Source organism: Rhodococcus sp. Leaf247, assembly GCF_001426185.1.
In the GTDB taxonomy this organism is placed as follows: Bacteria; Actinomycetota; Actinomycetes; order Mycobacteriales; family Mycobacteriaceae; genus Rhodococcoides.
Genome location: NZ_LMRP01000001.1, coordinates 1,913,608 through 1,935,883 on the forward strand (window position 1 = coordinate 1,913,608; position 22,276 = coordinate 1,935,883).

At 66.9% G+C, this 22,276-nt stretch carries 25 protein-coding genes and 1 tRNA gene; 10 read left to right on the top strand and 16 right to left on the bottom strand.

Features of this window, described 5'->3' with window-relative positions:
- Nucleotides 1–47: 47 nt before the first annotated feature.
- The 5 genes from ASG64_RS08955 to ASG64_RS08975 form a co-directional block, all read right to left on the bottom strand.
- Nucleotides 48–1,055 (bottom strand): aldo/keto reductase, encoded by a 1,008-nt coding sequence (locus tag ASG64_RS08955; protein WP_235579528.1) that lies wholly within the window; start codon nucleotides 1,053–1,055, stop codon nucleotides 48–50.
- A 99-nt stretch (nucleotides 1,056–1,154) separates the two neighbouring features.
- Nucleotides 1,155–1,245: transfer RNA gene (locus tag ASG64_RS08960), tRNA-Ser, on the bottom strand.
- A gap of 69 nt (nucleotides 1,246–1,314) precedes the next feature.
- Nucleotides 1,315–1,512 carry a CsbD family protein gene (locus tag ASG64_RS08965; protein WP_042575044.1) on the bottom strand — a complete coding sequence of 66 codons (198 nt, stop codon included), beginning with the start codon at nucleotides 1,510–1,512 and terminating at the stop codon, nucleotides 1,315–1,317.
- Between the two features lie 117 nt (nucleotides 1,513–1,629).
- Entirely contained in the window at nucleotides 1,630–2,067 is a 438-nt protein-coding gene (locus ASG64_RS08970; RefSeq protein ID WP_056072979.1) for a nucleoside deaminase, read from the bottom strand.
- 31 nt (nucleotides 2,068–2,098) lie between these two features.
- A complete protein-coding gene (locus ASG64_RS08975) occupies nucleotides 2,099–2,656 on the bottom strand; it encodes a tRNA adenosine deaminase-associated protein (RefSeq protein ID WP_056072183.1) in 558 nt (185 codons plus the stop codon).
- A gap of 71 nt (nucleotides 2,657–2,727) precedes the next feature.
- Here ASG64_RS08975 and ASG64_RS08980 point away from each other — a divergent pair, with 71 nt between their 5' ends.
- Entirely contained in the window at nucleotides 2,728–3,687 is a 960-nt protein-coding gene (locus ASG64_RS08980; RefSeq protein ID WP_056072186.1) for a prephenate dehydrogenase, read from the top strand.
- A 7-nt stretch (nucleotides 3,688–3,694) separates the two neighbouring features.
- On the opposite strand, the gene ASG64_RS08985 is transcribed toward ASG64_RS08980, so the two are convergent.
- Nucleotides 3,695–4,303, bottom strand: a complete 609-nt coding sequence (locus ASG64_RS08985; RefSeq protein ID WP_268793320.1) for a putative glycolipid-binding domain-containing protein — start codon at nucleotides 4,301–4,303, stop codon at nucleotides 3,695–3,697.
- A gap of 303 nt (nucleotides 4,304–4,606) precedes the next feature.
- On the opposite strand from ASG64_RS08985, the gene ASG64_RS08990 reads away from it, so the two are divergent.
- The 3 genes from ASG64_RS08990 to ASG64_RS09000 are packed head-to-tail and all read left to right on the top strand — an operon-like array spanning nucleotide 4,607 to nucleotide 6,983.
- Nucleotides 4,607–5,767 carry a DNA cytosine methyltransferase gene (locus tag ASG64_RS08990; protein ID WP_056072982.1) on the top strand — a complete coding sequence of 387 codons (1,161 nt, stop codon included), beginning with the start codon at nucleotides 4,607–4,609 and terminating at the stop codon, nucleotides 5,765–5,767.
- Entirely contained in the window at nucleotides 5,767–6,576 is an 810-nt protein-coding gene (locus tag ASG64_RS08995; protein WP_056072189.1) for a hypothetical protein, read from the top strand. The genes ASG64_RS08990 and ASG64_RS08995 overlap by 1 nt, the downstream gene beginning before the upstream one ends.
- Nucleotides 6,576–6,983, top strand: a complete 408-nt coding sequence (locus tag ASG64_RS09000) for a very short patch repair endonuclease (protein ID WP_042575048.1) — start codon at nucleotides 6,576–6,578, stop codon at nucleotides 6,981–6,983. The genes ASG64_RS08995 and ASG64_RS09000 overlap by 1 nt, the downstream gene beginning before the upstream one ends.
- Here the strand turns inward: ASG64_RS09000 and ASG64_RS09005 are convergent.
- Nucleotides 6,971–7,447, bottom strand: coding sequence for a hypothetical protein (locus tag ASG64_RS09005; RefSeq protein WP_056072192.1), 477 nt, complete (start codon nucleotides 7,445–7,447; stop codon nucleotides 6,971–6,973). The genes ASG64_RS09000 and ASG64_RS09005 overlap by 13 nt on opposite strands.
- A gap of 80 nt (nucleotides 7,448–7,527) precedes the next feature.
- Between ASG64_RS09005 and ASG64_RS09010 the strand changes: the two genes are divergently transcribed.
- Nucleotides 7,528–8,655, top strand: coding sequence for an NAD(P)/FAD-dependent oxidoreductase (locus ASG64_RS09010; RefSeq protein ID WP_056072195.1), 1,128 nt, complete (start codon nucleotides 7,528–7,530; stop codon nucleotides 8,653–8,655).
- Between the two features lie 8 nt (nucleotides 8,656–8,663).
- On the opposite strand, the gene ASG64_RS09015 is transcribed toward ASG64_RS09010, so the two are convergent.
- Nucleotides 8,664–9,680 carry a magnesium and cobalt transport protein CorA gene (locus tag ASG64_RS09015; protein WP_042575050.1) on the bottom strand — a complete coding sequence of 339 codons (1,017 nt, stop codon included), beginning with the start codon at nucleotides 9,678–9,680 and terminating at the stop codon, nucleotides 8,664–8,666.
- A 172-nt stretch (nucleotides 9,681–9,852) separates the two neighbouring features.
- Here ASG64_RS09015 and ASG64_RS09020 point away from each other — a divergent pair, with 172 nt between their 5' ends.
- The 3 genes from ASG64_RS09020 to ASG64_RS09030 all read left to right on the top strand — a co-directional run bounded on the left by ASG64_RS09020 (nucleotide 9,853) and on the right by ASG64_RS09030 (nucleotide 14,703).
- Nucleotides 9,853–10,950 (top strand): ferredoxin reductase, encoded by a 1,098-nt coding sequence (locus tag ASG64_RS09020; RefSeq protein WP_056072198.1) that lies wholly within the window; start codon nucleotides 9,853–9,855, stop codon nucleotides 10,948–10,950.
- Between the two features lie 42 nt (nucleotides 10,951–10,992).
- On the top strand, nucleotides 10,993–12,402 hold the full coding sequence (locus tag ASG64_RS09025) for a fatty acid desaturase family protein (protein WP_056072203.1): 1,410 nt from the start codon (nucleotides 10,993–10,995) through the stop codon (nucleotides 12,400–12,402).
- 93 nt (nucleotides 12,403–12,495) lie between these two features.
- On the top strand, nucleotides 12,496–14,703 hold the full coding sequence (locus tag ASG64_RS09030; protein WP_056072206.1) for an EAL domain-containing protein: 2,208 nt from the start codon (nucleotides 12,496–12,498) through the stop codon (nucleotides 14,701–14,703).
- Here the strand turns inward: ASG64_RS09030 and ASG64_RS09035 are convergent, their stop codons facing one another.
- The 7 genes from ASG64_RS09035 to ASG64_RS09065 form a co-directional block, all read right to left on the bottom strand.
- Nucleotides 14,704–14,970 (bottom strand): lipopolysaccharide assembly protein LapA domain-containing protein, encoded by a 267-nt coding sequence (locus ASG64_RS09035; protein ID WP_056072985.1) that lies wholly within the window; start codon nucleotides 14,968–14,970, stop codon nucleotides 14,704–14,706.
- Between the two features lie 183 nt (nucleotides 14,971–15,153).
- Complete coding sequence (locus ASG64_RS09040; protein WP_056072208.1) at nucleotides 15,154–15,324, bottom strand: CsbD family protein; 171 nt, start codon at nucleotides 15,322–15,324, stop codon at nucleotides 15,154–15,156.
- A gap of 108 nt (nucleotides 15,325–15,432) precedes the next feature.
- Complete coding sequence (locus tag ASG64_RS09045; RefSeq protein WP_056072211.1) at nucleotides 15,433–16,122, bottom strand: ZIP family metal transporter; 690 nt, start codon at nucleotides 16,120–16,122, stop codon at nucleotides 15,433–15,435.
- 45 nt (nucleotides 16,123–16,167) lie between these two features.
- Nucleotides 16,168–16,428 carry a hypothetical protein gene (locus ASG64_RS09050; RefSeq protein WP_056072214.1) on the bottom strand — a complete coding sequence of 87 codons (261 nt, stop codon included), beginning with the start codon at nucleotides 16,426–16,428 and terminating at the stop codon, nucleotides 16,168–16,170.
- Nucleotides 16,425–16,778 (bottom strand): YidH family protein, encoded by a 354-nt coding sequence (locus ASG64_RS09055; RefSeq protein ID WP_082518241.1) that lies wholly within the window; start codon nucleotides 16,776–16,778, stop codon nucleotides 16,425–16,427. The genes ASG64_RS09050 and ASG64_RS09055 overlap by 4 nt, the downstream gene beginning before the upstream one ends.
- A gap of 14 nt (nucleotides 16,779–16,792) precedes the next feature.
- Complete coding sequence (locus ASG64_RS09060) at nucleotides 16,793–17,170, bottom strand: DUF5313 family protein (protein ID WP_056072218.1); 378 nt, start codon at nucleotides 17,168–17,170, stop codon at nucleotides 16,793–16,795.
- Nucleotides 17,167–17,637: a MarR family winged helix-turn-helix transcriptional regulator gene (locus tag ASG64_RS09065; RefSeq protein WP_082518363.1), complete on the bottom strand. Its 471-nt coding sequence runs from the start codon at nucleotides 17,635–17,637 to the stop codon at nucleotides 17,167–17,169. Before ASG64_RS09065 ends, ASG64_RS09060 begins: the two co-directional genes overlap by 4 nt.
- A 1,340-nt stretch (nucleotides 17,638–18,977) precedes the next feature.
- Between ASG64_RS09065 and ASG64_RS09075 the strand changes: the two genes are divergently transcribed.
- Nucleotides 18,978–19,682, top strand: a complete 705-nt coding sequence (locus tag ASG64_RS09075) for a response regulator transcription factor (protein WP_235579529.1) — start codon at nucleotides 18,978–18,980, stop codon at nucleotides 19,680–19,682.
- A complete protein-coding gene (locus ASG64_RS09080; protein ID WP_056072227.1) occupies nucleotides 19,679–21,055 on the top strand; it encodes a sensor histidine kinase in 1,377 nt (458 codons plus the stop codon). The genes ASG64_RS09075 and ASG64_RS09080 overlap by 4 nt, the downstream gene beginning before the upstream one ends.
- On the opposite strand, the gene ASG64_RS09085 is transcribed toward ASG64_RS09080, so the two are convergent.
- Nucleotides 21,039–22,271 carry a multidrug effflux MFS transporter gene (locus tag ASG64_RS09085; RefSeq protein ID WP_082518243.1) on the bottom strand — a complete coding sequence of 411 codons (1,233 nt, stop codon included), beginning with the start codon at nucleotides 22,269–22,271 and terminating at the stop codon, nucleotides 21,039–21,041. The two genes, ASG64_RS09080 and ASG64_RS09085, sit on opposite strands and share 17 nt — an antisense overlap.
- Between the last annotated feature and the right edge of the window lie 5 nt (nucleotides 22,272–22,276).

Genomic DNA, 22,276 nt, shown 5'->3' on the forward strand with positions numbered 1-22,276 from the left:
GGCCACCGCTACGGCTGGGAATCACCTGTGAATGAGCCCGACCGACATCACCACTTCGAGTGGACGACGCTCCGCAGGTGCCGGTCGTAGATCGCACGCACACCCTCGTCGAACTTCTCCCCCAACGGGTCGACACGTCCGGCATCGGCGTTGGCGCGAGCCTGCTCGACGTTCCGAGCTCCCGGAATGACTGTCGAGATCTGCGGGTGCTGCCACAGCCAGGCGATTGCCGCGGCTGCGGGCGTCGTGCCGGCGGGAGCCTGCTCGGCGACCAGCGCAGAGAACTCGCGCGCCGCCGTCAGGCCGGTATCGAACGGCACACCCGAGAACGTCTCGCCGACATCGAAGGCTTCGCCGTTGCGGTTGAAGTTGCGGTGATCGTTCTCGGCGAACGTCGTCGACTCGTCGTACTTCCCCGACAGCAGACCCGACGCCAGCGGGACGCGCGCGATGATGCCGACGCCGGCCTCCGCGGCGACGGACAGCACCTCCTCGATCGGCTTCAGTCGGAACGCGTTGACGATGATCTGGACGGTGGCGACGTTCGGTCGACGAATAGCCGCGAGGGCCTCGTCGACCGTCTCGACGCTCACGCCGTAGTTCCGGATCGATTTCTCCTCGACGAGCGTGTCGAGGGCGTCGAAGACCTCGTCGTTCGCGTAGACCGCACTGGGCGGGCAGTGCAGCTGCACCAACTCGAGCGAGTCGACGCCGAGATTGCTGCGGGATCGGTCCACCCAGCCGCGGAAGTTGTCGAGCGTGTAGTTCTCGGGAACCTGGTCGACGCGTCGACCCATCTTCGTCGCGACCGTGACGGCATCGCGGAGTCCGCGGTCGGCCAGGAACGCGCCGATCACCCGCTCACTGCGCCCGTCGCCGTACACGTCGGCCGTGTCGAAGAAGGTGATGCCACTGTCGACGGCAGCATCGAGAACCGCTGTGGCGTCGGCTTCGGACACATCGCCCCAGTCCGCACCCAGCTGCCACGTTCCGAGACCGACGCGCGACACCTGACGGCCGGTGCGTCCGAGTGTGCGGTCCTGCATCGCGTTCATGTTCAGTTACTCCCTCGTGAATCAGTGATGTACCTCACCGCCGACCTTACGAGACGGGAACGACAAAGCCCCCCAGCTGTCGGAACAGTGGGGGGCTCTTGGCGGTGGCGGAGAGATTTGAACTCTCGGACGGGGGTTACCCGTCACGCGCTTTCGAGGCGCGCTCCTTAGGCCGCTCGGACACGCCACCGCCGGTTAGGTTACCGGAAGGGTGGCGCAGATCCGAAATCGCGACGTCAGAAGGCGTCCTCGCCGTGGATCAGTGTCCGGTGAGCTTGTCCTTGATGTTGGACGCTGCGTCCTTGACCTTCTCGGCGCCGTCCTTGAAGGCTGCGGACGTCTGATCGCCCTTGCCCTCGGCCTGCAGGTCCTGGTCGCCGGTGGCGTTGCCCGCGGCTTCCTTGCCCTTGCCCTTGAGGTCTTCTGCCTTGTTGCCGATCTTGTCGTCGAGTCCCATGAAGTACTCCTTCGAAACGGAAGAACGTGTCATCCACCCCTCCATTTCGGCGAGGCGGGCGACGCTACGGTGCGTCTGGTGTCCTACCGGCGAGTAATACCCCGGCGTAGGGTTGGATCAAACGTCGCGAGTGGTTCGAAAGAACTGCCGGATCAGACCGCCGCACTCGTCCTCGAGAACTCCCCCGACGACCTGGGGACGGTGCGTGAGTCGCTGATCGCGCACCACGTCCCACAGTGAGCCGACGGCACCGGTCTTGGGTTCCCAGGCGCCGAACACCAGGCCCGACACTCGGGACAACACGGCTGCGCCTGCGCACATCGTGCAGGGTTCGAGGGTGACGACCAGCGTGCAGCCACCCAGCCGCCATCCGTCCCCGTGCCGAGCCGCCGCAGCGCGAAGGGCCAGCACCTCGGCGTGCGCGGTGGGATCGCCGCGGTGTTCGCGCTCGTTGACCGCCGACGCCAGTTCCATCCCGTCCGGCGCCACCACGACGGCGCCGACGGGAACGTCTCCGGGCGGTGTGCCGGCGGCGACCTCGAGGGCCCTGCTCATCCAGAAGCGGTGCCGAGCGAGCGGCAACATCTCAGCGCGGGAGTTTGTCGAGCACCGCGGCGAACTCGGCGGCGAATCCCAGACGGGCCGCGATCATGCCGAGCTGCTCGTCGGGGTAGAGATCGGACTCGGCGAGGATGACGCCCAGTACCGGCTCGGGCAGACCCAGATCACTGAGAAGATCCGAGTCACCCTCCTCCCACGGCTCGACATCGTCGAGCTCGTCGGGGTCGAGGTCCGGGATGTCGACGTTCAGGCGGTCCAGGACATCGGCGGCGATGTCGTAGTCGATGGCGGCGGTGGCGTCCGAGAGCAGGACACGCGTTCCCGACGGCGACGGCCGGATGACCACGAAGAACTCGTCGTCCACGTCGAGCAGGCCGAATACGGCACCGGCACTGCGTAGTTCACGCAGTTCCGTGTCCGCCACGCTCAAACTGCCGAGGGCCTCGGAGGACAGTGGCCGGCACGTCCACTTACCTTCTTCGCGCACGACCGCGATGGCGAAACCTTCGAGGTCGTCGTAGTCGTCGGAGGCGGTGTCACCTCTACCCTTGGACGAGTTGCCACCTCCGCGCTGAGCAGTCATGCGCGCAACCGTAGTCCCACATGCGGTGCCGACGGCGCGGACCTCCCCCGACATGTGCAAACCTTCTCCCGATGAACACTCTCGATCGTCCCGTGTGCGTCCTCGGCCTCGGCCTCATCGGCGGATCGTTGCTCCAGGCGGTCGTCGCCGCGGGCCGCCCGGCCTGGGGATGGAACCGGTCCGCCTCGGCCGTGGATCTCGCGCGCGCCGACGGATACGACGTGACGACGGACATCACGTCCGCCTTGCAGCGCGCTGCGGCCGACGACGCTCTCGTCGTCGTCGCGGTCCCGATGTTCGCCGTGGACACGGTTCTCGACGCGATCGCCGAGCACGCCCCGGCGTGCGCGCTGACGGATGTGGTCAGCGTCAAGGCCGAGGTCGCCGCCGCGGTGGCCCGACACGGCCTCTCGGCGCGGTTCGTGGGCGGACACCCGATGGCGGGAACGTCGGAATCGGGATGGGTGGCCGCAGAGGCCGACCTGTTTCGTAACGCCGTGTGGGTCGTGACCGTCGACGAGGGCACGGACCCACACGTCTGGCTCACCGTCGCCGGCCTCGCGTTGGCCTGCGGGTCGGTCGTGGTCCCGTCCCGATCCGAGGAACACGATCGAGCCGTCGCACGCGTGTCGCACCTCCCGCACGTGCTCGCCGAGACACTCGCCGCGGTGGGCGCCGATGGCGGGGAGCTGGCTCTACGTCTGGCCGCCGGTTCGTTCCGGGACGGAACTCGGGTCGCCGGCACAGCCCCCGCCCTGGTCAGCGCCATGTGTGATGCCAACGCGCCGGCTCTGGTGGAGGCACTCGACGACGCGATCGATCGACTGCAACGAGCGCGGACAGCGCTGAGCGCCACGTCGTCGACCGAGGAAGTGGTGACAGCGGGCCATGCCGCCCGCCGTGACTACGACGCGCAGTTGCAGTGGTGGGAGATCACCGACGTCGTGGTCGGTGCCCCGGGATGGCTGACCGAGATGTGGGACTCGGCCCGCAGCGGTGGCGTCGTACAGAGGCTTCCCGACTCCGTCTGACGGAGGGTCAGATGCGCTCGGCCAGTCCCCGGTAGTCGGCGACGAAGCCCTCGGCGTCGACACTGACCTCCGACGTGCCCACGGGCGAGACGACGCGGAACTCGCTGGGCCCCTGGCTGTAGGACAACGTTTCGGCGCGCGCTGTCAGGACCGGAAGGCCGACGTAGACGACGGGAACTTCCTGGTCGGACGGCGTGGTGTTGAGGCCGAGACGCCGGATGGCGAGGGTGTTGAAGAACGGGCTCCACACCAGTTCGACGTCGAGAGCGCCGTTGAAGGAATTGCGCAACGGGGATCCGTCGTCGACGAGCCAGTAGCCCTCCGAATCGCGGCTGATCGAGATCTGCTTCTCACCCGAGGCGACGGCGGAACGCACGGACAACCGCTTGGTGACGCCGTTCTCGTCGGTGACCAGGTCGTACGACGCCGAGAACGCAGGGTGTTCGTCACATGCACCACCGATGATGCGGCCTGCTGCCTTGATGCGCTTTCCGTTGAGCTGGACGCGCACCGACTCCATCCGGGGCGCCTGGTGCGCGCGCCATGTGAGAACGGCCGGCCAGGACGAACCCGTCACGTCGGCGGACGCCAGGGAATCGGTAGTGGGAGTGGTCACGCGTTCACGGTAGATCACGAGCGCACGGCTGGTGTCGGAGCCGGACGAATTGCCTGTGAATCGCCGTCCCTCTCGGCCCGGTGGGTGCCCTGTGCCGGTCGGACCAAACCTCCGCGAACAGCCGATTCCTCCGGGCGCCGACGGCACGAGGCGTGAGGCGGCGCACCCGGAGCAGTCGTCCCGGGATCGCTCACATCACCACGGGCGCGGCTCGAAAGGCCGTGTCGGTGTTCTCGAGTAGCCTCACTCGAAGTCGGATCGAGTTTACGTCGTGAGGAGTTCGTGGTCGTGTCGGAACGTGGGATGGTCGGCTTGTTCGCCGGTATCGGCGGGCTCGAGCTGGGCTTGTCCCGACACGGGTGGTCGACGTCGATGCTGTGCGAGATCGACGCGGGAGCCGGCGCGGTGCTGCGGTCACGCTTTCCCGACGTTCCTCTCCACACGGATGTCACCACGCTCCGCGCCCTGCCTCCCGCCACCGAACTCGTCGCGGCGGGCTTCCCGTGCCAGGACCTCTCCCAGGCGGGCCGGACGGCCGGTATCACCGGAACACGGTCGGGTCTGGTGGACGAGGTCTTCCGATTGGTGGCTCGGAAACGCGGTCCGCGGTGGCTTCTGATCGAGAACGTGCCGTTCATGCTCCAGCTCGGCCGCGGAGCGGCGATGCGCCACATCACCCATGCGCTCGAGGACCTCGGCTACATGTGGGCGTACCGCGTGGTCGACGCACGGTCCTTCGGCCTGCCCCAACGCCGGCAGCGCGTCGTCATGCTCGCATCGCGGACCGACGATCCTCGCGAGGTGCTGTTCGGGCCGGATGCCGGAATGCCGGAGCCCGGTGATGCCGACGTGCTCCCGTGCGGCTTCTACTGGACCGAGGGAGTCCGCGGACTCGGCTGGGCCGTGAACGCGGTGCCCACACTCAAGGGCGGCTCGACTCTGGGTATCGCCAGCCCACCCGCGGTGCGATTGCCGTCGGGTGAGGTGGTGACGCCCGGCATCACCGACGTCGAGCGCCTCCAGGGCTTCGACGCCGGATGGACGACGCCCGCGACGGACGTGCCGGGTGTCCGGGCGGGCCACCGGTGGAAGCTGGTGGGCAATGCGGTCAGCGTGCGGATGGCGTCGTGGGTCGGCGAGCAACTCGATGCTCCCCGCCCGTACGACGGGTCGGCAGATGTCGAGCTGGCACCGGGTCAGAGTTGGCCCTCGGCTGCATGGGGAAAGGACCGTCGTACCTTCCGCGTCGCCACCAGCACCTGGCCGGTCCAGCATCCGTACGAGGATCTGAGCGGCTTCCTCACCGAGTCGAAGCTGTTGTCCGCCAGGGCAACTGCCGGTTTTCTCAAGCGCGCCCGGTCCGGTCGCCTGCGCTTCGCTCCGGGCTTCCTCGATACCGTCGAGTCGCATCTGCACCGGATGACCGAACCGACTCCGGTACCCGAACCGGTTCGAGTCGCCTGATGTATCCGTTGACGTTCGCCCTCGACTTCGCCGGTGATCGACCGGCGCCGGATGCCGATCGCGGGGAGAAGAAGAACTACGCCCAACGGCTGTCCAACAATCTGGCGCAGGTGGTGGCGGATGCACTCCGTCCTCGGTACCCGTCGATCACACCCGATGTCCACGGAGTCGGCCAGGAGGCGCAGGTCGACGTCGCGAAGGGGCGCAAGCGCCTGGACGTCAAAGCTCTGGACCCGACGCTCGGATTGATCCTATGTGTGTCCATCAAGACGTACAGCTTCCAGGACTACAGCCCCACCTCCGGACGCTTGGGGAGGTGGACCAAGAACATCGTCCGCAACGACCACGAGCTCCGCGGCGAAGCGATGGTGCTGCACCAACGTCAGCCGTACAGCGTGCTCGTGGGAGTGATGTTCGAACCGTGGGCGACGTGCGAGGACGGTGACCCCGAAAAGAGCAGCGACACCGGCAAGAGTTCGTTCGCACACCACGTCACGACGCTGTCCAAACGATCCGGACGCGGCAAGCGCGCGGTGCTCGGCGGACCGAGCAAGGCGTGGGTCGACCTGGGGGCGGAGGACACGCGATACGACTTGTTCGAGAAGGTGTTCATCGGCCTCTACGAACCCGACGGGCCGTACCGCGGTGAGGTGCGGTTCTTCGACGTCGACGACTCGCCCCCGCGCAACGGCAGGCCGTCGGACAGGAACACGCTGAGCTTCGACGACTTCGTCGAGGTGGTGCACGCAGAAGTGGAGCGGCGCAACAGGTTCGCGCCCAGCTGGTCGGAACCGGACGACGACGACTGATGCCGAGAACGGATGCCGCGACCAGTGCACGGATGGCCAAGCAGCGCCGCCGCGACACCAAGCCGGAGGTGGCGCTGCGTCGGGAACTCCACCGTGTCGGCTTGCGCTACTTCGTCGACAAGGCGCCGCTACCGGGTATGAGACGACGAGCCGACGTGGTGTTCCCACGCCGGCTCGTCGCCGTCTACGTCGACGGATGCTTCTGGCACAGCTGCCCGCAACACGCGACGCATCCGAAGAACAACGCCCAGTGGTGGGCGGACAAACTGGCCGCCAACGTCGCGCGAGACCGTGACACCGATCGACGTCTCGCCGAGGCCGGCTGGACCGTCGTGCGCATCTGGGAACACGAGGACCCGGTCATCGCCTCCGAGCGAGTCGTAGAGGCGGTACGTCAGCGCTCGTGACGTCCCTGAGGATCCTGACGGACCTGATCCTGACGGACCTGATCCTGACGCACCTGATCCTGACGTCCGGCGTCGCGGCCGTCGGTTGCTGCGCGGTCGCCACCACGGGGAGTTCCGTCGTCGTGAACGGTCGGGTCGAGCTTGTTCGCCCGCTCCCATTCGCGATCGAGCTCGTCGCGCTGGCCTGCCGCGGCACCCTGGTGCTCGTGCGCGCGCTGCTGCGCCAGCTTCGCCTCGGCTGCCTTCGCATCGGCTTCGGCCTGCGCCCGACGCGCATCCGCCTCGGACTTCTGCGCCAGCGCCTCGGAATGCTCGACGTGGGCACTGCGCTCTGCGGCACGCTCGCGGATCTCACCGGCCTTCTCGACGCGCTTCTGCTTGCTCTTCTTCGACAGGGCGACAGCAATAGCGACGATCAGCAGCACCACCACGACGGCGATGACGATCCAGACAGCTGTATTCATTGTTTCTCCTCGAGTATGTGGAGCCGGGGGTACCCCTACGGCACCTTTCCCACACGGATCGCGGCCTAGGATCGGCGGTCATGAGCAGCGATGTCGATGTTCTCGTGGTCGGAGGCGGTATCGCCGGGGTTTCCCTCGCCTACGAGCTGTCCTCGGATCGTTCCGTCTGCGTCGTCGAGGCGGAGTCGTCGTTGGCCGTGCATTCGACGGGCCGCTCGGCCGCCATGTTCCTCGAGACCTACGGCAACCACGTCATCCGGGGGTTGACGACTGCCAGTCGGGCGTTCCTGCTCGACCCCCCGGACATGGTCCGATCCACGATCATGACTCCGCGGCCGTTCGTGCAGTTCGCTGCACCGGGTCGCGCCGACGCACTGACCGCAGCGTTCGACTCGTTACGTGACCTGTCGCCGGACGCACGACTGCTCGACGCGGCGGAGACCGTCGAGTGCGCGCCGCTGTTGCGTCGGGATGCGGTCGACGCGGCCATCCTGGAGCCCGGTGCTCTCGACATGGATGTCGACGCCCTCCATCAGGGTTTTCTCCGCGGAGCACGGGACCGCGGGACGTCGGTCCGGACCGGATCCCGGGTGACGAGCGTTCGGCGCGTTGCCGGCCGATGGTCGGTGGACATGTCCGACGGAGAGACGGTCACGGCGTCGACGCTGGTCGACGCGGCCGGGGCGTGGGCCGACACGCTCGCCGAGCTCGCCGGTGTACGACCGATCGGCCTGGAACCGCGACGCCGGACCATCTTCGTCATGAACGCACCGGAGGGCATCGCAGCAGGTCGACACCCGCTGATCAGCGACATGGACGAGGCGTTCTACATCAAGCCGGAGGGCACCCGGTTGCTCTGTTCACCCGCCGACGAGACTCCATGTCCCCCGAGCGACGCTGCGGCGGACGACCTCGAGATCGCGCGCGCCCTGGACGAGATCGCCGAGGCCACCGTCGTCACCGGCCGACGCGTCATGTCGTCGTGGGCGGGCCTGCGCTCGTTCGTGCCCGACCGCACCCCCGTCGTCGGCTTCGACGACCGTTCGGAGGGGTTCTTCTGGTGCGCCGGGCAGGGCGGATACGGCATCCAGACGTGCGCGGCGCTCGCCCGGGTCGGCGCCGCACTGATACGCCGCGAGCCGCTACCGGCCGACGTCACCGACCGCGGCGTCTCCGCGGACGACCTCGCACCGGGTCGGTTGCGCTGAGCCGTGCGCTACAGCCACTTCTGCTTGCGGAAGACCACGTACAGCGCACACGACGCGAGCAGCATCGCGCTGACGGCCGCGGGATAACCGAACGTCCATCCCAACTCCGGCATGTGCTCGAAGTTCATGCCGTAGATACCGGCGATCAGCGTGGGTGCGAAGAGGATGGCGCCCCAGGACGAGATGCGCTTGACCTGCTCGTTCTGTTCGAGACTCACCTGCGTCATCGCGCGCATCTCGTCGTTCTGACGCTGTCCGACCAGGGTCGTGTGCACCGACAGCGCGTTCTGCAGGTTCGCACGGAACGAGTCGACTCGCTCGGTGATCCGGATCGCGTGGTCCAGGACGTCGCGAAGGTTGCGCCGCAGCTCGATGTCGACGTTGTACTTCTCGGACCCTCGGCCGAGCGCTTCGATCATCGACACCAGGGGATGCGTGGCGCGCTGGAACTCGATGACCTCGCGCGAGAGTTCGTAGATGCGCCGGGATACGTCGGGATCACCGGTGAACAACTGGTCGTCGATTTCGTCGATGTCGTTCTCGAGGCCCGCGACGACCGGTTCGTACTCGTCGACCACCTGGTCGAGAATGGCGTAGAGAACGGCCTCGGTTCCCAGTTCGAGTAGTTTCGGCGTGTTCTCGAGTCGCTTGCGGACCACGCCGAGGTCCGGCGATTCTGCGTGACGGATGGTGACGACGAAGTCGCGACCGCAGAACACGTGCAGCTCGCCGAACTCGACCTTCTCGGTCTCGTCGATGTACCGCGCGGGGTGCAGCACCACGAACAGTTGGTCGCCGTAGCGTTCGAGCTTCGGTCGCTGATGCGCGGACACCGTGTCCTCCACCGCGAGCCGGTGCAGGTCGAATTCGGTGGCCACCGACTCGATCTCGGTCTTGTCGGGCCGGTACAAACCGATCCAGGCCATCCCGCCGCACGCGCGCAGGAGCTCGTAGGTCCGGTCGAGGCTCTCCGGTTCGTCGGCTCGGGCCCCATGTACGTACACGGCGTTGTCCACGATCGGCACTGCGCAAGCCCCTCACACTCAGCTCGCACGCCGCCGGAACCGGGACGTGCTCGTTCAAACCACAACGGTCGTTCTTTGTTCGCGATGACCGACATCGTGTCCGGCACGCATTTCTGCCCACAATCGGTCGTTTGCGATCGTAGATCCGTGCTGTGGCGATAGCGTGTGCGGCGTGGCAGAACGTGGCGCACGACCCCAGGTATCGGTGCTTCGCCGAACCATGCTCAAGGTATTCAAACACCTGTCGAACCCGCTTCGTCCGGACGACTACTTCGAGATGATCAATCCGTTGTGGACCACCCAGGAGCTTCGCGGGAAGGTCGACCGGGTCGAGAGAGAGGGCACCGACGCGGTCTCGGTGTTCATCAGACCGGGATACGACTGGGGTGGGCACGAGCCCGGCCAGTACCTCCGACTGGGTGTGGTCATCGACGGCCGCTATCACTGGCGCGCGTACTCGATCACCTCGGACCCGCACGGCGATCACGGCCTGATCTCCGTCAGCCCCAAGCTGGTTCCCGAGGGCACCGTGTCCCCGTACCTGGTTCAGGGCATCAAGGCGGGCGACATCGTGCGACTGAGCGAGATCGAGGGCGTCTTCACCCTGCCCGATCCCGTGCCGGCCAAGCTGCTCTACATCAGCGCGGGCAGTGGCATCACGCCGATCATGAGCATGCTGCGAGAACTCGACCACATGGGCGCCATGCACGACGTCGTCGTCATCCATTCCGTGCACAGCCGCGACCAGACGATGTTCTCCGAGACCCTCGAGCGTCTCGATCGCAAGCATTCGACGCTCCGGCTCGACCTCCGGGTGACCGAGGAGCGAGGCCGAATGAAGGCCACTGATCTGGACGAATTGTGCCCCGATTGGCGCGAGCGGGAGGCATTCTGCTCCGGCCCCGGCGATCTCCTGGACGATCTGCGGGACTACTGGAAATCCGAGGGTGACCCGGAGAAATTCCATTACGAAAGTTTCCAACCCGTCATCGGTGGTGGTGACGAAGAAGGAGAAGGCGGCACAGTCCGCTTCGTCAGAAGCAACACCGAAGTCGAATGTGACGGAGGTACACCGATTCTCGCGGCCGGGGAGGAAGCGGGACTCGATCTCAAGTTCGGGTGCAGGATCGGTATCTGCCATACCTGCACAGGTACCTTGAAAAAGGGACGTTTGAGAGACCTACGTAACGGGGAAATCTCCGAACCTACGGGGCAGGCGGTTCGCATCTGCGTGAACACCGCCGAGGGAGATGTCGAAATCGATCTCTGACGAGACCGATTCACAACACTGCAGTACCAGGGAGGGTTCGTCATGAGTATCGATACCGGCAAACGGGAATTTTCCGTCGAGCATCCGCTCGCTCATCTGAGCGATGAGACCATCGAAGCGCTCGCCAAGGAATTCGACGCCATTCACGACGAGGTCTACGCAGACCTCGGTGAACGCGATCGCAACTACATCACCACGGTCATCGCGGCTCAGCGTCAACTCGCTGTCGCCGGCCGCGTCATCCTGTTCGGCTCGACGAGTCGTACGGCATGGCTCGCGGGCACTGCATGCCTCGGTGTAGCCAAGATTCTCGAGAACATGGAGATCGGCCACAACGTCATGCACGGCCAGTGGGACTGGATGAACGACCCGGACATCCACTCCTCCGTGTGGGACTGGGACACGGCATCCACCGCCGAGGCGTGGAAGCACTCCCACAACTTCGTGCACCACACGTACACGAACATCCGCGGCAAGGACAAGGATCTCGGCTACGAGATCATGCGCATCGATCCCAACCAGCCCTGGTCGCCGGTCTACCTCGCGCAGCCTTTCTACAACCTGCTGCTCACGGCGTTCTTCGAGTGGGGCGTCGCTCTCCACGATCTCGACATCGAAGCGATCCGACGGGGCGAGAAGCCCGTGAAGGACCTGCTCCACGATCTTCGTGGCATCGGCACCAAGGCGCGGCGTCAGATCGTCAAGGACTACATCGGCTGGCCCGCGGTCAGTGCTCTCGCCTACGGTGCTGTGCAGGTCGCGTCAGGTGGACGCGTGTCCGGCGCCGGCAAGTCGAAGCTGGGAGCGCGGTTGCGCTCACTGAGCTCGTCGAAGGCGACCAACTCCGTGGCCAAGGTTCTGGACAAGCACGGCGCCGGCATCGAACGCACCTTCGTCGCCACGCTGACGGCAGACTTCGTCGCCAACATCATCCGCAACGTCTGGAGTAACGCAATCATCTTCTGCGGTCACTTCCCGGACCAGGCCTACACCTTCAGCAAGGAAGAGACGGAGAACGAGTCCCGCGGCGGCTGGTACGTCCGTCAGCTCGTGGGTGCGGCCAACATCGAGGGTTCTTCGCTGTTCCACCTGATGAGTGGCAACCTCAGCTATCAGGTCGAGCACCACCTGTACCCGGACATGCCCAGCACCCGGTACAAGGAAGTCGCGCCGAAGATCAAGGACATCTGCGAGCGCTACCAGCTTCCGTACAACACGGGGCCCTTCATCAAGCAGTGGGGATCGGTGCAGCGCACCATCATTCGGCTCGCCTTCCCCGGCGGAAAAATGGCCCCGAAGCCCGGACCGTACCGCGGCGAGCGCGTCGGCGGTTCCTCGTCGCAGCCCAGCGAGGCAGCACGATTCCGCAATCGCGTTCCCGCGGGGCACCCGGCATCGGGCCCCGAGCACAACGGTGGCGGCGTCGAGGCTCAGGTTCCTCCTCGCGACTGACGATCACCTGATCGCCGACTGATTCGACCGGCGTTTTCTGGATACCCCGCGGGGACCGGAGGGCGCCGGTCGACTCATGTCAGGAGGTGATCGGTGACTGTCGAAGGTCTGGGCGTGACCGGATTGCCGGCCGTGCTCGACGCTGCGCCCGATCTGGTCGCGGTGTCGGACCCCCGCGGCAGAGTGCTGTACATGAATCCGGCGGGCATCGCGATGGTGGGCGCAGCCGGTCTCGACGCGGTGCGGCGCCTGTCCACGTGGAACTTCTTCTCCGACGTCGGCTTGCTCACCGCACCCGACGTCGAACGGTCCCTCCAGGAGACAGGACTGTGGCGGGGACTCGGCGAACTGCGCCGACTCGACACCGGTGACCCGATTCCGGTCTCGATCTCCACGTTCGTCGTTCCTCGGGACGACGCCTCCGAGCCGTTGGTCGCCGCCGTCATGCAACGCCGCGGCACCTCCGAGGACGACGATTGCGCGCCGACCCCCGACCTCGCGTCGGCGGCCAACCGCATCCGCGAGCAGAGCGCCATCAGCGAACTGGGTCGGCGGGCCGTGGACGGTGATCTGAACACGATTCTCGCGGTGACAACCGGTGCGGCCACGGCCCTGATGGGAACGGAGTGTTCGTCCGTCGCCCGCCTGAACGAGGCCGGGACCGCACTCGACGTCGTCGGATACAGCGGCGTCAGCGAGCCACCCACCCGCTTCGGTCTCGGCACCCGCTCCGCTCCCGGTCTCGCAGTGAGTACCGATGAGCTGGTCGTGTGCCCCGATGCCGCTGAGGAACGACGATTCGACACGTCCACGATGGAGTCCCGCGGACTCGCCAGCGCCGTCTGCGTCCCTTTCCACTCGGCCTCACTCCCCGGCGTTCTGACGGTCCACAGCGCATCACCGCGTGACTTCTCGGTAAGAGACCTGCGATTTCTGCAGACGGCCGCCGACATCCTCGCCGCCGCCATCCGGCGCATCGAACTCGAACAGGAATTGCGCTACAGATCGTTGCACGATCCCTTGACCGGGTTGGGCAATCGAACCCTGGCGTACCGACGGATCGAGGAAGCCACTGCGCACGTGAGGGATTCGGACACCACGGTGGCGGTGATACTCGCAGATCTGGACGACTTCAAGACCGTCAACGACAGCTTGGGCCACTCTCACGGTGATGCCGCGCTGATCTCGCTGTCGCGCAAGTTGGAACACGTGGTTCCGGGCGGTGACACCGTCGCGCGACTGGGCGGCGACGAGTTCCTGGTGGTCTGCGAACACGTCGTGGACGAGGACGATGCGCGCCGACGTGCACAACGCATCTCACGGGCACTGTCGACGGTGGATACCCGCGACGATCAGACGATGGCGTTCAGCGCCAGCATCGGCATCGCGCTTCTGCAGCATCCGGATACCTCCGCGGAGGAGATGGTGCGCCGGGCCGACCTCGCGATGTACCGCGCGAAAGCGACGGCACCGGGAACGATCGATGTCTTCGACATCCAGGACAAGTACGAGGCGGACAGGGTGTTCCGCCTCGCGGCGGATCTCCGACAATCGCTCGCGGACAACAGCTTGCGGGTCGAGTATCAACCGATCTTCGACCTGGAGAAGGACGCCGTCGTCTCCGTGGAGGCCCTGGCGCGCTGGGACCATCCGACGCTGGGCGCCGTACCGCCCAGCGAATTCGTCGCGGTAGGCGAACGGACCGGGTTGGTGGGCACACTCGGCGACTGGGCGCTCGACACCGCGTGCCGTGATGCGCTGGACTGGCCGGACCACATCACGGTGCGCGTGAACGTGAGCGCGCACCAGCTCAACGATCCCGACTTCGCCGAGTCGGTCACCCGAGTGCTGGAACGGACGGGGTTGCCGGCGACGCGGCTGGGGTTGGAGATCACCGAAACGGTGTGGGTCCAGGAAAACACGCGAGTGGCACGCACTCTGAGCAAACTCCACGACATGGGCGTGACACTGGCCCTCGACGATCTCGGGACCGGTCACAGCTCGATCGCCTATCTCGACCGGTACCCGATCTTCGACTGCCTGAAGATCGACGGGTCCTACATCAGCGCGCTACCGGGTCGACGACCGCACGCCATCGTGTCCGCGATCGTCATGCTGGGAGACGCTTTCGGAGTCGAACTCGTCGGTGAAGGGGTGGAGACAGCCGAGCAGGCCGAAGCATTCCGGACGAGCGGCGGGCGCCTGGCGCAGGGCTATCACCTGGCGCGGCCCATGCCGTCCGCAGCGGTCCGCGCGCTCCTCGAGGAGCGCGCGCGACCTCCGCATGTCGACGCCGGGTGACTACTTGACGGCGCGTCGGACCCGCAGTGCTCCGGAGATCGCGAACGCGATGATCGCACCGACGACAGCCGCGCCGAGCAGCGCGACACCCTGTGCCAGGTCGAAGTTCCACCCCAAGAAGTTGATGGTGGTGTGAATGGTGTTCTGCAGGATGAAGATGACCAAGGCCACAGTGAGGATCAGCGCGACGAGCAGCGAGAGCTTGGAGAAGAATCCGCCTGCGCGTCGACGTCCGGTGTGGGGGTGCGTGGTGGTGGTGTCGGTCATGGTCGTGCCTTTCGAGGACGTCACCGGTCCCTGCCGGTGATCGAGTGAGGAATCGGCCGCTCGGGCCTCCGCGAAACATGTCCGCGTGGTCCGTTCGGGACGTCCGGACATGGTCCGGACACACCACGGGCGGCGATGGACCCTTGTGGGTCCGGCGCCGCCCGGGTGCGAGTGGAGTACTGCTTACTTGAAGGTGTCCTTGACGTTCTCGCCGACCTTCTTCACGCCGGCCGAACCCTGGTCCTTCTTGCCCTCGGCCTCGAGGTCCTTGTTGTCGGTGGCGTCACCGATAACTTCCTTGGCCTTGCCGATGGCGTCTTCTGCTGCGTTCTTTGCCTTGTCGACGATTCCCATGATGAATCCTTTCGTTCTGAGCGGTAGCGGGTGACTGCCGCGTTCTGAAAGGTGAGACGAGAGTCGACACGGAAAGCGCACGCCATAATCAGGTGATGCCGGTCACACTCATCCGCCGAGGGCGAAGGCGACGAGGAAGCCCAGTGCCGTCGACATGCCGACCCACCACCCGCCGTCCTTGTAGGCCTCCGGCATCAGTGAGTCCGCGAGCACTGCCAGCGTCGCGCCGCCGGCGAAGGCCTGCACCGTCGAGATCCCGACATCCGGAATAGCGTCGGACACGCCGTATCCGAGGACGGTCACAGCGACCAGGACCACCGCCGTCGCAGTCCACAACGCCATCGCCCGGGCCGCCGAGAAATTGTGTCGGTCACGCATGAGGGAGGCGCCGCCGACCGCCTCGGGCACGTTGCCTACCGCGACGGCCACCAGCAGAACCAGTCCGCCTCCGCCCGTCAGCGACACACCCAGCGCGGTGTTCTCCGGTACGCCGTCGAGAATCGTTCCGAGCATCAGCGCCCACCCGATCGCGGCAGGACCCAGCTTGTTCTCGATCAGGTGGTTCGCCACCACGTAGACGCCGGCGCCGAGGAAGAGAGCAATTCCCGCGACGACGATCCCCGCCTGCCGGAACGCCGGTTCGAACAGTTCGGACGACACCGCGGCGATCATGGTTCCGGCACCGAATGCCATGAGCGCAGCCAACACTCGTTTCGGGAGCGTCCAGCGAAGGCCGATGGCAGCGCCCACGACCAGCGGCAGAGCGGTGCCGATTCCGAAGAGCGCGGCCGTCAGCATGGCGACAGTTCTTTCACCGGTCGCGTATACCCGCAGGGACGCGACTCACCCACGCAGAACCGATGCAGCCACGACTGCGGCGAGCACGACAGTCACTGCGCAGGGCGCGACGAGAGGCACTCGGTGCGCGGCGCGCGGCCACACGACGACAGCGAGTGATGCTGCGGCACACGCCAAGGCGACGACGACGAGAACGGCATCGTCACGGACCGCGCGAGAGACGATCAACGCGGTCATGGTGACCGACAGTGCCGTCCGGACGCGAGCCAGAGTGGTGCGCTCGGCGGCGAGACCGGGCGCCGTCACATCCTCAGCCCGACGGCGAAGGCCACGGTGGCGACCACCAGTCCACCCGCCAACACGGCAGCCGCGGCCGGGAGGGGAAGTGACTCACCGCGACGCATCGCGGATTCGATACGGATCCAGCGTCCGAATGCGCCGATCACCAGCAGCGCGGCCACGCCCAGAAGCCCGAGCACCAGAACTCTCCGCAGGGTCGGAGAAAGGAGATCCCCGCCGAAGGCTTCCAGCGCTGCAGCGGTGGCAACGAGGCCAAGCGACGTTCTGACCCACGCCAGGTACGTGCGCTCGTTGGCGAGGGTGAATCGCGGATCGGGGTCGGACCCCTCTCGGAGACTTCGGGGCCACAGGCGCACGAGATGCAGCCTAGCTAGCGGCCGGGGTGCCACCGTTCGTACGCCCGGCGTTCGGCTTCCTCGCGCGCCACCTTCTTCGGGTTCTGCAGATCGGGTGACAGCCCGTGCGCGGCCAGGCGGCGGCGCCTGTTGGGCTCCATGTACGCCGCGGCGTAGAAGAGCGCCAGCAGCACCGCGAGCAGGATCATCGCCCCGCGTAGCCACAGCTCACCCGGGAACAGCAGGAAGGCGACGAAGATGGGAAGGAAGGGGATCATGCTGCGCAGGAGATGCCGCGGCACCGCCCTGTCGCCGATCAGATCGTTGCGCACCCAGGCCTGCATAGTCGGCGGCAGAGTGCGTCCGAACGAGTAGCCGATCCACTGCAACGGCCCGGGTCGAGTCCGACTCATCGTGCGCCTCCCTTGGCTGTCGACAACGCGCCGGCTGCAATCGCGGCGGTGTTGATGCTGCTCAGCACCTCGTGCAACCGTTCCAGTTCGGACACGTCTGCCCCGAGTGCCTCTATGACCTTTCCCGGTATCGACTCCGCTGAACGTCGCAGAGCCGTTCCCTTGTCGGTCAGGGCGATCACCAACCGACGCTCGTCGGCGTCGCTCCGGCGGCGAGTGAGCAGACCGTCCGCATCGAGCCGCTTCAACAGCGGCGTCAGCGAGGCAGGCTCGAGTTGCAGAGCCGACGCGATCTCCCCCGCCGACATCGGCGCCCGCTCCCACAACGCGAGCATGACGAGGTACTGAGGGTGCGTCAGCCCGAGCGGCTCGAGGAGCGGCCGGTAGACGGACAGCACCGCTCGATTGGTGACAGCCAGGGCGAAACACACCTGGCGGTCGAGCGCGAGCGGGTCGGTGGTGGTCACGAGGTCCACTCTACGCTGATAGTTAGAGTGCTTACTGTTCGATGGCTCACTATTCGGGTGTGCGGGAGGGGGTGTGCACACCCCCACCACGAAGCGCACACCCTTTACGGCCGGCTGCAGAGGGTGTGACGCGCTGGAAGGGGTGTGCACGTACCGCCCGTGAGCAGCGCGATTGCGTGCGGGTGCTGGAGTGGGTGCACACACCCCCACCCCAAAGCGCACACCCTCTACGGCCTGCTGCAGAGGGTGCGGAGCGCTGGAAGGGGTGTGCACACGCCACCCGTGAGCAGCGAGGAGGCCGGAGCTTGCCGACGTCCTCCCGTGCTGCAATGGGTGTGCACACCCCCCACACTGAAGCGCACACCCCCTACGGTCAGCTGCAAAGGGTGTGGCGCGCTGGAAGGGGTGTGCACACTCAGCCCGTGAACAGCGCAGGTCCGCGCGCAGTCCATCCAAGGCCGAGCGCCTCAGGTGCACACACCCCCACCCTCGAGCGCACACCCCCTACGGCCAGCTGCAAAGGGTGTGACTCGCTCGAAACGGTGTGCACACCCACCGCAGTTCCGGCGATCAGGGCGTCGGGGGTGCGCATTCCGCCGTTGCCGGAGCGCCCTCAGGTGCCTTGCCTGCCGGACCGGCGCCTTCGGGGCCGTGACCTGCAGGACCGTGACCCGCGGGACCGGGGCCTGCGGGACCATGGCCGGCCGGGCCACCCTCAGGACCGCATCCGGGTGCAGGCGGAGTCGGCGCGCCCTCGGGCGGTGTCGGCGCATCAGCGGGCGGTGTCGGCGCATCAGCGGGCGGGGCCGGCGCATCAGCGGGCGGGGCCGGCGCATCAGCGGGCGGGGCCGGAGCATCAGCGGGCGGGGCCGGAGCATCCGCAGGCGGAGTCGGCGCATCAGCGGGCGGGGCCGGCGCATCAGCGGGCGGGGCCGGAGCATCAGCAGGCGGAGTCGGCGCACCCTTGGGCGGCGCAGGCGCATCAGCAGGCGGAGTGGGAGCAGCCGCGGGATCGCAGGTGGCGTCCGGGGCAGCGTCGGGTGCAGGGGCGTCGGGTGTAGCACTTTCCGACACCGGCGGCGCTTCACCGGGACCGTCCGCGGAGGCGGTGCCCACGGCTCCGAGCAGGAGCCCTCCGGCCAGTACAGCTCCGGCAACCAGTCGGCCGGTCCTTACGCGCATCTTTCGTGTCGACATCTTCGTCCCCTCTGTCGTCGGCACCGGGGTGGCGCCGCTCGTGATGTCGACAGTCGGGCGTGGACCTGAAGCCTTCCTGAAGTCGCGCGGTTCGCAGGCTCGTCTTCAGCAAGTCTTCAGGCGCGGACCCGCATAGTGGTGTCGTGAGCGAACGGCGACCGGCACTGACCCCCCGAATTCTCGTGGTCGAGGACAACGAGACGTTGCGGCTGTCCGTGTCCACGGCCATCGCGGACATGGGCGCCGATGTCCGTTCCGCGCCGGACGGGTCGACACTCGAACGTGCGCTGACGGATCACCGTCCGCATCTCGTCGTTCTGGACATCATGCTTCCGGGTCGCGACGGGCTCGAGCTGCTGCGCGTCGTGCGGCGGTCCGGCGATGCTGCGGTGTTGATGTTGACCGCACGGGACTCGATCTCCGATCGTGTCGCTGGTCTGACCGCCGGCGCGGACGACTATCTGGTGAAGCCGTTCGCGATGGCGGAACTCCTCGCCCGCGTCACCGCCGTGCTCCGTCGACACGGCGCGGTCGCCACGTCGATCGAGTGCGGAGACGTGTCGGTGGACACCGAATCCGGCGACGCGACACGCTCGGGTCACCACCTGAATCTGACCGCGACGGAGTGGAAGTTGTTGTCCTACCTCGCTGCTCAACGAGGTAGGACGGTATCCAAGACCCAGATCCTGACACAGGTGTGGGGCTACGACGCGTACGACGAGAACCTCGTCGAGGTCCACATCAGCGCGCTGCGGCGCAAGCTCGAGGAGTTCGGCCCGCGCATCCTGCACACCCGTCGCGGCATCGGCTACGTGTTGGCCGCCGACACCGTGAGCCCGGCGACATGACGACCTCACCCCGGCGCGGTCTGCGCACCGGATCGCTACGACTGCGATTGCTTCTGTCCGTGATGTCGGTGGTGCTCGTTCTACTGGTCGGCATCGTGGTCGCCACGACATTTCTGCTGCAACGGCAACTCGAGGCGTCCGCGGGGGACAGCCTCGCCGGCCGCACCGCCACCGCTCAACAGCTGCTGGACAACGGTGCCGATCCCACCGAGATCGTCTCCGCGACACAGGGAGAGAACGTGGCGGCGCAACTGGTGACGACGGACGGTCGCATCGTCGGCGACCTCGCGCTCCGAGCGACGACACCGCCGCCCGCACTGCGCCCGCCGGCGACCCCGGGGGGCGGCCCGCCGCCGGGTCCCCCACCTGGCCCGGAAGAGACGAGGCCGACGCGAGTCTCGACGACGACGCTGACAGACGGATCGGTGTTGACCGTTGCGGTCGACACGTCGTCGATCGACGCCGTGCAGCGTCAGTTGCTGATCGTGCTGATTCCCCTGGTTCTCGTCGCGACCGCGGTCGCGGCTCTGCTCATGGCGGTGGTTGTGGGTGCGTCGCTGCGGCCGCTGCGCAGCATGACGTCGCTGGCCCGGTCCATCACCAGAGGTAACCGAGGCGATCGACTCGCTCCGACTCGTTCCGACACCGAACTCGGCGAGACCGCAACGGCTTTCGATGAAATGCTCGACGAGCTCGAAGGCGCCGAGGCGCGGGAACGTGCTGCGGCGGATCGCACGCGGCAGTTCGTCGACGATGCGGCGCACGATCTGAGGACACCGGTGGCGGGCATCTCGGCCGCAGCCGAGACTCTCCTACGTGGCGGCGTCGACACGGATCGCGATGTGCGAGAAAGACTGTTGGCGTCGATGATTCGGGAGTCGCGACGCGCGTCCCGGCTGATCGACGACCTTCTGATGTCGGCACGCACCGACGACGACGTCGACCTGGACCGTCGGCCTCAGGATCTTCTCGCATTGGTTCGGGCGGATGCGGACCGCGTGCGAGTGATCGCTCCCGACGCGACCGTGGTGGTCGACGGCGAGAGTGTCGTGGCGCGTGTCGACGGTGCACGGTTCGCTCGAATCCTGGCCAACCTCACCGACAATGCCCTCCGCTACGGACCACCCGAGGGGACGGTCACCCTCACCGTCACCAGGTCGGCCGACACCGCGATCGTGACGGTGCAGGATCAGGGACGGGGCATCGCCGAGCACGAGGCCGACCGCATCTTCGACAGGATGGTCCGACTCGACGACGCCCGTTCCACCGAAGGATCGGGGCTCGGACTGACGATCGCGCGCACGTTCGCGCGGGCGCACGGCGGTGACGTCGTGTACGACGGCACCGCCTTCGTCGTCACTGTGCCGGTGTGACCGTACGAGTGCCGACCAGCACCGCGCCGAGCCCGACGACTGCACTGACCAGCATCGCGACGGCCATGGGCACCGCAGTGTCCTCGCCCCCGAGGCCCACCAGCGGCGAGATGACCGCGGCGAGCCCGAACTGCGCCGCCCCCATGACAGCGGAGCCGGTTCCGGCGGCCCGACGGGCTTCGCCGAGGGCGAGCGTGGTGGCGTTGGCGATGATGAAACCGAGGCTGGCCACCGCGAACCACAGCAGGACGAGCGTCGCCCACAGATAGGGCCCGACGACGGCGTCGACGACCAGGAGCGCGGAGAACGTCACCATGGCGACGAGGCCGACTCGCAGCAGCGTCTCCGGACGTACTCGATCGACGAGTTTCGCGTTGGCTCCGCTGGTCACCACGATGCCGAGAGCGTTCGCGGTGAAGGCGATGGAGTACCACGTCGTCGACAAGCCGTGGACTTCCTGGAGTACGAACGGCGACGCCGAGATGTACGCGAACATGACGCCGAATCCGAAGGCGAACGCACCGGCGAAGCCGAGGAAACGCCTGTTGGACAACACCTCTCGAGCATCCCGCATCATGGCGGACACGCCGCCGGTGCTGCGGAGTTCCGCCGGGTGACTCTCCGGCAGCAGGGCGAGCACACCGACGAACATGAGGACGGACACCGCGGCGAGAACCCAGAACACGCCGCGCCACCCGGTCAGGCCGATGACGGCACCGCCGAGCAGCGGAGCGATGACGGGAGCGACGCCGTTCACCAGGACGAGCAGGCTGAACAGCTTCGCTGCCGCCGCGCCGCGTGCACGGTCACTGATGACGGCGCGGGAGAGAACGACGCCGGCGGCACCGGTGAAGCCCTGCACGAACCGGAACACGGTGAGCAGCTCCACCGTCGGGGACCACGCGCACAGAATCGTGGCGATGATCGAGACGAAGGTGCCGATCATCAGCAGGGGCCGCCTGCCGAAGCGGTCGGACAACGGCCCGATCACCAGGTTGCCGACGGCCAGTCCCACCAGGAAGGTGGTGAGAGTCAGCTGGATGGCCGAGGCGCTGACACCGAACTCCTCCGCCATGCGGGGGAACGCCGGGAGGTACATGTCGATGGACAGCGGAGCGACGGCTGCCAGAAGTGCCAGCATCGCGATCACGCCGGACGAGACGGGCCGTGCCGCGGTGGAGTCGACGGTGTCGTCGGACCGGGTGTCGACGCTCATCGGAT

Excerpts from the sequence above, each read along its gene's own strand:
- ASG64_RS08955 (WP_235579528.1), bottom strand. The coding sequence starts at position 1,055 with ATGAACGCGATGCAGGACCGCACACTCGGACGCACCGGCCGTCAGGTG.
- ASG64_RS09005 (WP_056072192.1), bottom strand. The coding sequence starts at position 7,447 with ATGAATACAGCTGTCTGGATCGTCATCGCCGTCGTGGTGGTGCTGCTG.
- ASG64_RS09040 (WP_056072208.1), bottom strand. The coding sequence starts at position 15,324 with ATGGGAATCGTCGACAAGGCAAAGAACGCAGCAGAAGACGCCATCGGC.
- ASG64_RS09045 (WP_056072211.1), bottom strand. The coding sequence starts at position 16,122 with ATGCTGACGGCCGCGCTCTTCGGAATCGGCACCGCTCTGCCGCTGGTC.
- ASG64_RS08975 (WP_056072183.1), bottom strand. The coding sequence starts at position 2,656 with ATGACTGCTCAGCGCGGAGGTGGCAACTCGTCCAAGGGTAGAGGTGAC.
- ASG64_RS08990 (WP_056072982.1), top strand. The coding sequence starts at position 4,607 with ATGGTCGGCTTGTTCGCCGGTATCGGCGGGCTCGAGCTGGGCTTGTCC.
- ASG64_RS08995 (WP_056072189.1), top strand. The coding sequence starts at position 5,767 with ATGTATCCGTTGACGTTCGCCCTCGACTTCGCCGGTGATCGACCGGCG.
- ASG64_RS08970 (WP_056072979.1), bottom strand. The coding sequence starts at position 2,067 with ATGAGCAGGGCCCTCGAGGTCGCCGCCGGCACACCGCCCGGAGACGTT.
- ASG64_RS09080 (WP_056072227.1), top strand. The coding sequence starts at position 19,679 with ATGACGACCTCACCCCGGCGCGGTCTGCGCACCGGATCGCTACGACTG.
- ASG64_RS09035 (WP_056072985.1), bottom strand. The coding sequence starts at position 14,970 with ATGACCGACACCACCACCACGCACCCCCACACCGGACGTCGACGCGCA.
- ASG64_RS09085 (WP_082518243.1), bottom strand. The coding sequence starts at position 22,271 with ATGAGCGTCGACACCCGGTCCGACGACACCGTCGACTCCACCGCGGCA.
- ASG64_RS09010 (WP_056072195.1), top strand. The coding sequence starts at position 7,528 with ATGAGCAGCGATGTCGATGTTCTCGTGGTCGGAGGCGGTATCGCCGGG.
- ASG64_RS09025 (WP_056072203.1), top strand. The coding sequence starts at position 10,993 with ATGAGTATCGATACCGGCAAACGGGAATTTTCCGTCGAGCATCCGCTC.
- ASG64_RS09060 (WP_056072218.1), bottom strand. The coding sequence starts at position 17,170 with ATGAGTCGGACTCGACCCGGGCCGTTGCAGTGGATCGGCTACTCGTTC.
- ASG64_RS09000 (WP_042575048.1), top strand. The coding sequence starts at position 6,576 with ATGCCGAGAACGGATGCCGCGACCAGTGCACGGATGGCCAAGCAGCGC.
- ASG64_RS08965 (WP_042575044.1), bottom strand. The coding sequence starts at position 1,512 with ATGGGACTCGACGACAAGATCGGCAACAAGGCAGAAGACCTCAAGGGC.
- ASG64_RS08980 (WP_056072186.1), top strand. The coding sequence starts at position 2,728 with ATGAACACTCTCGATCGTCCCGTGTGCGTCCTCGGCCTCGGCCTCATC.